The organism is Streptomyces dysideae (genome assembly GCF_001514305.1).
Taxonomy (GTDB): Bacteria; Actinomycetota; Actinomycetes; order Streptomycetales; family Streptomycetaceae; genus Streptomyces; species Streptomyces dysideae.
Genome location: NZ_KQ949158.1, coordinates 1 through 6,303, shown reverse-complemented (window position 1 = coordinate 6,303; position 6,303 = coordinate 1). Strand labels below are relative to the sequence as shown.

General features: G+C 70.7%; 5 protein-coding genes. All 5 read right to left on the bottom strand.

Going from position 1 to position 6,303, the window contains the following annotated elements; genetic code table 11:
* Window positions 1-102: 102 nt before the first annotated feature.
* The 5 genes from AQJ91_RS47925 to iolC are packed head-to-tail and all read right to left on the bottom strand — an operon-like array spanning window position 103 to window position 6,213.
* Window positions 103-1,599, bottom strand: coding sequence for a CoA-acylating methylmalonate-semialdehyde dehydrogenase (locus AQJ91_RS47925; protein WP_067036626.1), 1,497 nt, complete (start codon window positions 1,597-1,599; stop codon window positions 103-105).
* Window positions 1,600-1,612: 13 nt separating this feature from the next.
* Window positions 1,613-3,496, bottom strand: a complete 1,884-nt coding sequence (gene iolD, locus AQJ91_RS47920; protein ID WP_067036623.1) for a 3D-(3,5/4)-trihydroxycyclohexane-1,2-dione acylhydrolase (decyclizing) — start codon at window positions 3,494-3,496, stop codon at window positions 1,613-1,615.
* Window positions 3,496-4,371, bottom strand: coding sequence for a 5-deoxy-glucuronate isomerase (gene iolB / locus AQJ91_RS47915; protein WP_067036620.1), 876 nt, complete (start codon window positions 4,369-4,371; stop codon window positions 3,496-3,498). Before iolB ends, iolD begins: the two co-directional genes overlap by 1 nt.
* Window positions 4,368-5,240 (bottom strand): Cgl0159 family (beta/alpha)8-fold protein, encoded by an 873-nt coding sequence (locus tag AQJ91_RS47910; RefSeq protein ID WP_067036617.1) that lies wholly within the window; start codon window positions 5,238-5,240, stop codon window positions 4,368-4,370. The genes iolB and AQJ91_RS47910 overlap by 4 nt, the downstream gene beginning before the upstream one ends.
* 4 nt (window positions 5,241-5,244) lie before the next feature.
* Window positions 5,245-6,213 carry a 5-dehydro-2-deoxygluconokinase gene (gene iolC / locus AQJ91_RS47905; RefSeq protein ID WP_067036614.1) on the bottom strand — a complete coding sequence of 323 codons (969 nt, stop codon included), beginning with the start codon at window positions 6,211-6,213 and terminating at the stop codon, window positions 5,245-5,247.
* Window positions 6,214-6,303 lie beyond the last annotated feature (90 nt).

Genomic DNA, 6,303 nt, shown 5'->3' with positions numbered 1-6,303 from the left:
CGAATCGGGGGCGGAGCCCAGGCACAGGTTGCCCACGACGGTGCGGAGCGGGCTTGGCGCCGTTGCCATGACGTGTCCTTTGGCGGGAAGGATCGGGAGATCTCAGCTGGAGGTGGGGAAGTTGAAGCCGGCGGTCAGCTGCTGGGCGGGCTGCGGCCAGCGGGTGGTGACGACCTTGGGGCGGGTGTAGAAGCGGATGCCCTCGGGGCCGTGGATGGGGGAGTCGCCGATGAGGGAGTCCTTCCAGCCGCCGAAGGAGTAGTACGACATCGGGACGGGCACCGGCACGTTGACGCCGATCATGCCGACCGTGACGTTGCGCTGGAAGCGGCGGGCGGCCTCGCCGGAGCCGGTGAACAGGGCGGTGCCGTTGCCGTAGGGGTTGGCGTTGATCAGCGCGATCGCCTCGTCGAGGGACTCGGCGCGGACGATGGCGAGGACGGGGCCGAAGAGTTCTTCCTTGTAGGCGTCCATCTCGGTGCTGACGTGGTCGATCAGAGAGGGGCCGGTGAAGAAGCCGCTCTCGTGGCCGTCGACCTTCAGTCCGCGGCCGTCGACGACGACGGTCGCGCCCTGCGCCGCCGCCGTACCGACCGCGTTCTCGACGCGCTCCTGGGCGGCCTTGGTGACCAGGGGGCCCATCTCGGTGCCGGGGGCGTCGCCGGGACCGACCTTGACCTCTCGGGCCTTGCGCTCCAGGATCTCGACCAGCCTGTCCGCCGCGTCGCCCACGGCCACGGCGACGGACACGGCCATGCAGCGCTCGCCGGCCGAACCGTACGCGCCCGCGGTGATGTGGTTCGCGGCGAACTCCAGGTCGGCGTCCGGCAGGACCACGGCGTGGTTCTTGGCGCCGCCGAGGGCCTGGACGCGCTTGCCGTGGGCGGTGGCCTGCTCGTGCACGTACTTGGCGATCGGAGTCGACCCGACGAAGGACACCGCCTGGATGCCCGGGTGGGTGAGGATGGCGTCGACGGCGGGCTTGCCGCCGTGGACGACGTTGAAGACGCCGTCGGGCAGTCCGGCCCGCCGGTAGAGGTCGGCGACGAAGTTGGCGGCGGAGGGGTCGCGTTCGCTGGGCTTGAGGATGAAGGTGTTGCCGGTGGCGATGGCCATCGGGTGCATCCACAGCGGCACCATGGCCGGGAAGTTGAAGGGTGTGATGCCCGCGACGACGCCCAGCGGCTGGCGGAAGTTGTGCACGTCCACACCGCGTGAGACCTGGTCGGAGAAGGACCCCTTCAGGACGTCGCCGAGACCGCACGCGAATTCGACGACCTCCCGTCCGCGGGTGATCTCGCCCCGCGCGTCGTCGACCGTCTTGCCGTGCTCGGCGGAGATGATCCGGCCCAGTTCCTCCTCGTGCTCGACGAGGAGCTGGCGGAAGTTGAACATGACCTGGGTGCGCTGGGTGAGGGAGGACTCCGACCAGGTCTCGAAGGCCGTCGCGGCGGCGGTGACGGCGGCGTCCACGTCGGCGGTGCCGCCCAGGACGACATGGGCCTGCTCGGCGCCGGTGGCCGGGTTGAACACGGGGGCGCTCTCCAGGGCCTCTCCGGCAGTGGGGGAGCCGTTGATCCAGTGCTGGATGGTCTTCACGGTGAGGGTTTCCTTACAGGTAGTGCCGCTGGTCGGCCTTGTGGGCGGCGTACGTGTCGTAGGCGGTGCGGGTGGAGTCCAGGGCGGAGACCTCGCTGACGGGGACGTCCCACCAGCCGTGGCCGGGCGGGTTCGGGCCGTACAGGTCGGTCTCGACGTGCACGACGGTGGTGCGATGGGCGGCCTTGGCTTTCTCCATCGCCGTACGGAACTCGTCTACGGAGGTGGCGTGCAGGACGTCGGCGCCGAGCGAGGAGGCGTTCGCGGCCAGGTCGACGGGCAGCACGTCGCCGTCGAGCTGGCCCGAATCGCCGTCGCGGAAGCGGTACTTGGTGCCGAACCGCTGTGAGCCGAGGGACTCGGAGAGCGCGCCGATGGAGGCGAAGCCGTGGTTCTGGACCAGCACGATGATGACCTTCAGGCCCTCGGAGACCATGGTCACGATCTCCTGAGCCATCATCAGATACGAGCCGTCGCCGACCAGGACGACGACCTCGCGCGACGGGTCGGCCATCTTGGCTCCGACGCCGGCGGCGACCTCGTAGCCCATGCACGAGTAGGCGTATTCGACGTGGTAGGCCTTCGGATCCCGGGCCCGCCACAGCTGCTGCAGGTCGCCGGGCATGGATCCGGCCGCGTTGATGACGACGGCACGGTCGTCGAGGACGCCGTTCAGCGCACCGAGGATCTGGGTCTGGGCGGGCAGGTCGCCGGTGTTGCGGTCGGGGGCGAAGCACTCCTCCTCGATCTCCCGTGTGCGGGCGATCAGTTGGCGGGTGCGATCCCGGTACTCCGGCTCGACCTCCCAGTCCGACAGCGCCCCCGCGAGGGCCTGGATGCCGAGCCGGGCGTCGGCGACCAGCGGTTCGGCGGAGTGCTTGACGGCGTCGAGGCGGGCCACGTTGAGGTTGACGAAGGTGACGTCCGGGTTGCCGAAGACGGTGTGGCTGGCGGTGGTGAAGTCGGAGTAGCGGGTGCCGATACCGAGCACGACATCCGCGTCGCGCGCCAGCTCGTTCGCCGCGTACGACCCGGTCGAGCCGATGCCGCCGACGGCGTACGGGTGGTCCCACGGCACCGCGCCCTTGCCGGCGTGCGTGTCCGCGACGGGGATGCCGGTGGCCTCGGCGAAGGCGCGCAGGGCCGTCTCGGCACCCGAGTAGACGGTGCCGCCGCCCGCGACGATCAGCGGCTTCCTCGCGCCTCGCAGCAGGCGCGCGGCCCGCTCGACGGCGGCCGGCTCCGGGACCGGGCGGCCCACGTGCCACACCCGCCGCCGGAAGAAGGCGACTGGCCAGTCGTAGGCCTCGGCCTGCACGTCCTGGGGCAGGGCGAGGGTGACGGCGCCGGTCTCCACCGGGTCGGTGAGCACCCGCATCGCCGCGAGTGCGGCCGGGATCAACTGCTCCGGGCGCGAGACGCGGTCGAAGTACTTCGACACGGCGCGGAAGGCGTCGTTGACGGTGACGTCCCCGCCGCGGGTGTCCTCCAGCTGCTGGAGCACCGGGTCGGCGGCGCGGGTGGCGAACATGTCGCTGGGCAGCAGCAGCACCGGAATCCGGTTGGTCGTCGCCAGCGCCGCACCCGTGATCATGTTCGTCGAACCGGGGCCGGTGGAGGCCGTGCAGGCGAAGGTGGCCAGCCGGTCGCGCATCTTCGCGTAGGCCACCGAGGCGTGCACCATGCCCTGCTCGTTACGGGCCAAGTAGTACGGCAGATCGGCCTCTTCGGTCACCGCCGCCTGCAGCAGCGCCTGCCCGATACCGGCCACGTTGCCGTGCCCGAAGATGCCCCACACCCCGGGGATCAGCCGCTGCTCCTGGCCGTCGCGCTCGCTGTACTGGTTGGCCAGGAAGCGCACCAGCGCCTGCGCGGTGGTGAGCCTGATCGTTTCCATTACTCGTTCTCCTCGGCGCCGAAGGGCAGCCGGTCATCGATGTCCTGCGAGTCCCACGTCGAACGCACCCAGCCGTGCGCCGGGTCGTCGCAGATCAGCCAGGCGCGGTCCGGTCCCGGACCGGCCATGACGTTGAGGTAGTACAGGTCGTAGCCGGGCGCGGCGATCGACGGTCCGTGCCAGCCGTGCGGGATCAGGACGGCGTCGCCGGAGCGGACCTCGGCGAGCACGTCGATCGGCCGCTCGGCGGTGCCGTAGACCCGCTGGTAGCCGAAGCCGCTTCCGTCGCCGGAGACCTCGAAGTAGTAGATCTCCTCCAGCTCCGACTCGACTCCCGGGCGGGCCTCGTCGTGCTTGTGCGGCGGGTAGGAGGACCAGTTGCCGCCCGGAGTGAGCACCTCGCACACCAGCAACTGCTCGGCGTCGAAGGTGCCGGGCAGGCAGTAGTTGTTGACCTGCCGCGTGCAGGCGCCGGCACCCCGCAGCTCGATGGGGACGTCCTCCTTGCGCCCGTACCGAGCCGAGTGACCTCCCCGCTCGGTACGGGCGGAGGGCAGCGCGAACGTTCCACCGGACGCGCTGCTGATCAGTGCCTCCGACTCGCGGGGGAGGTACGCGAAGTCGGTGACGGAGGCGAACACGCCCGTCCGACCGGCGAGTTCGAAGGCCTTGCCGTCCGTGGTGACGGATCCCGAGCCCGTCAGCGGCAGGACCAGGAACTCGGAATCCCCGGTGGACAGGGCGTGCGCCTCGCCCGGCTTCAGGGTCAGGATCCTGAGGCCGGAGTATCCCCAGCCCGCCGACTCCGGCGTGACCAGAAGGTCGTAGTCGCCGTCGGCCGACGTTCCCCCGGGCAGGTGGTACTTGCTGCTCACAGCAGGCTCACCGCCCGGTCCACGGCACCGGCGACGTCGCCGTCCGAGGGGTAGAGCAGGGAGCGGCCGACGACCAGGCCACGTGCGGTGGGCTGCTTGAGGGCCTTGCCCCAGGAGGTGAAGGCGGCTTCCGCATCCTTGACCTCGCCGCCCAGCAGCAGGGCGGGCAGGGTGGAGGAGGCGAGGACGCGTTCCATGTCGTCGACGACCGGGAGCTTCAGCCAGGTGTAGGCGGTGCGGCGGCCCAGTCCGGAGGCGATGGTGACGGACTTGACGACGGCGTCGGTGGAGAGGTCGTTGCGGATCCTGCCGTCCTGCCACACCGACATGAACGGCTCCACCAACGCGATGAGTCGACGGTCGTTCAGCTCGTCCACGGCGCGGGCGGTGTTCTCCAGCACGGACGGGGTCGCCGGGTCGCTCAGGGCGATACGGGTGAGCATCTTGCCCCCGTCGAAGCCCATCGCGGCGATGGCCTCCGCGTCGTAGCCGGTGAAGCGGTCGTCGATCTCGAAGACGGAGCCCGAGAGTCCGGCGCGGTTCATGGAGCCGAAGACGCTCTTGCCGTCCAGGACGCCGAGCAGCAGCAGGTCCTCGAGGATGTCGGCGGTGGCCAGCACGCCGGTCACGCCCGGCCGCTCCAGGGTGACGCACAGGCGGTCGAGGAGCTCGAAGCGGTCGGCCATGGCGGAGGGGTTCGCGCCGACGCCGTTGGCGCCGCGGGCCGGGTGGTCGGCGGCGATGATCATCGCCTTGCCGTGGTCGCCGGTCAGCGAGGTGGCCTGCACGCGGCGTGCGGCCGCTGCTGCGATGGCGCCGGGGTCGTTGACCCGGGCGTCCACGATCCGGCTCACATTGTCGGACAGCACGTCGTCATGCCTTTCGTTCGATGGAGGCGAGGGATGCTTCGCGGAGCTTCGCGTCGACCTCTTCCTCCGTGGGCATCGCGTCGGAGCAGGACAGCCGGCCGGCGACGATGGCGCCGGCGGCGTTGGCGAAGGCGATCGTGCGGCGCGTGTCCCAGCCGGACAGCAGACCGTGGCACAGCGCCCCGCCGAACGCGTCGCCCGCGCCGAGGCCGTTGACCACATCCACCGGCACCGGCGCGATCTCGGCGGCCGAACCGTCCCGGCCCATGGCCAGCACGCCCCTCGGCCCCTGCTTCACCACCGCCAGCTCCACACCCGCCGCGAGCAGCGCCTTCGCCGCGGCATACGGCTCCCGCTCACCGGTGGCCACCTCGCACTCGTCGAGATTGCCGACCGCGACCGTGGTGTGCCGCAGGGCCTCGGCGTAATACGCCCGCGCCTCGCCAGGGTCGGCCCAGAACATCGGCCGCCAGTCCAGGTCGAAGACCGTCGCCCCCGCCGTCGCCCGGTGCGCCAGCGCGGCCAGCGTGGCCGAACGGCTCGGCTCCTCGCTCAGCCCCGTTCCGGTGACCCAGAAGACCCGTGCTCCGCGTACCGCCGCGAGGTCCAGCTCCTGCGGGCGGATGTCCAGGTCGGGAGCCTTGGGCAGTCGGTAGAAGTACAGCGGGAAGTCGTCCGGCGGGAAGATCTCACAGAACGTCACCGGCGTCGGCGCGATGTCCGACGTACCGACGAAGCGGCCGTCGACACCGAAGCCCTCCAGCGCGGCGCGCACGAAGTCACCGAACGGGTCACGGCCCGTCTTGGTGATCACGGCCGAGGAGTGCCCGTACCGGGCGGCGGCCACGGCGACGTTCGTCGGGCTGCCGCCCAGGTACTTGCCGAACGAGGTGACCTCGGCCAGTCCCACGCCTGTCTGGAGCGGATACACATCCACTCCCACCCGGCCCATGGTCAGCACATCGAACGGCATAACGCTGGTTTCCCTTCGCTTCGGAGATCTGGATCGGAGAGAGGTCAGGACGCCGCTTCGCCCGTGGCCGCGACGGGTGCGGTGAGGTCT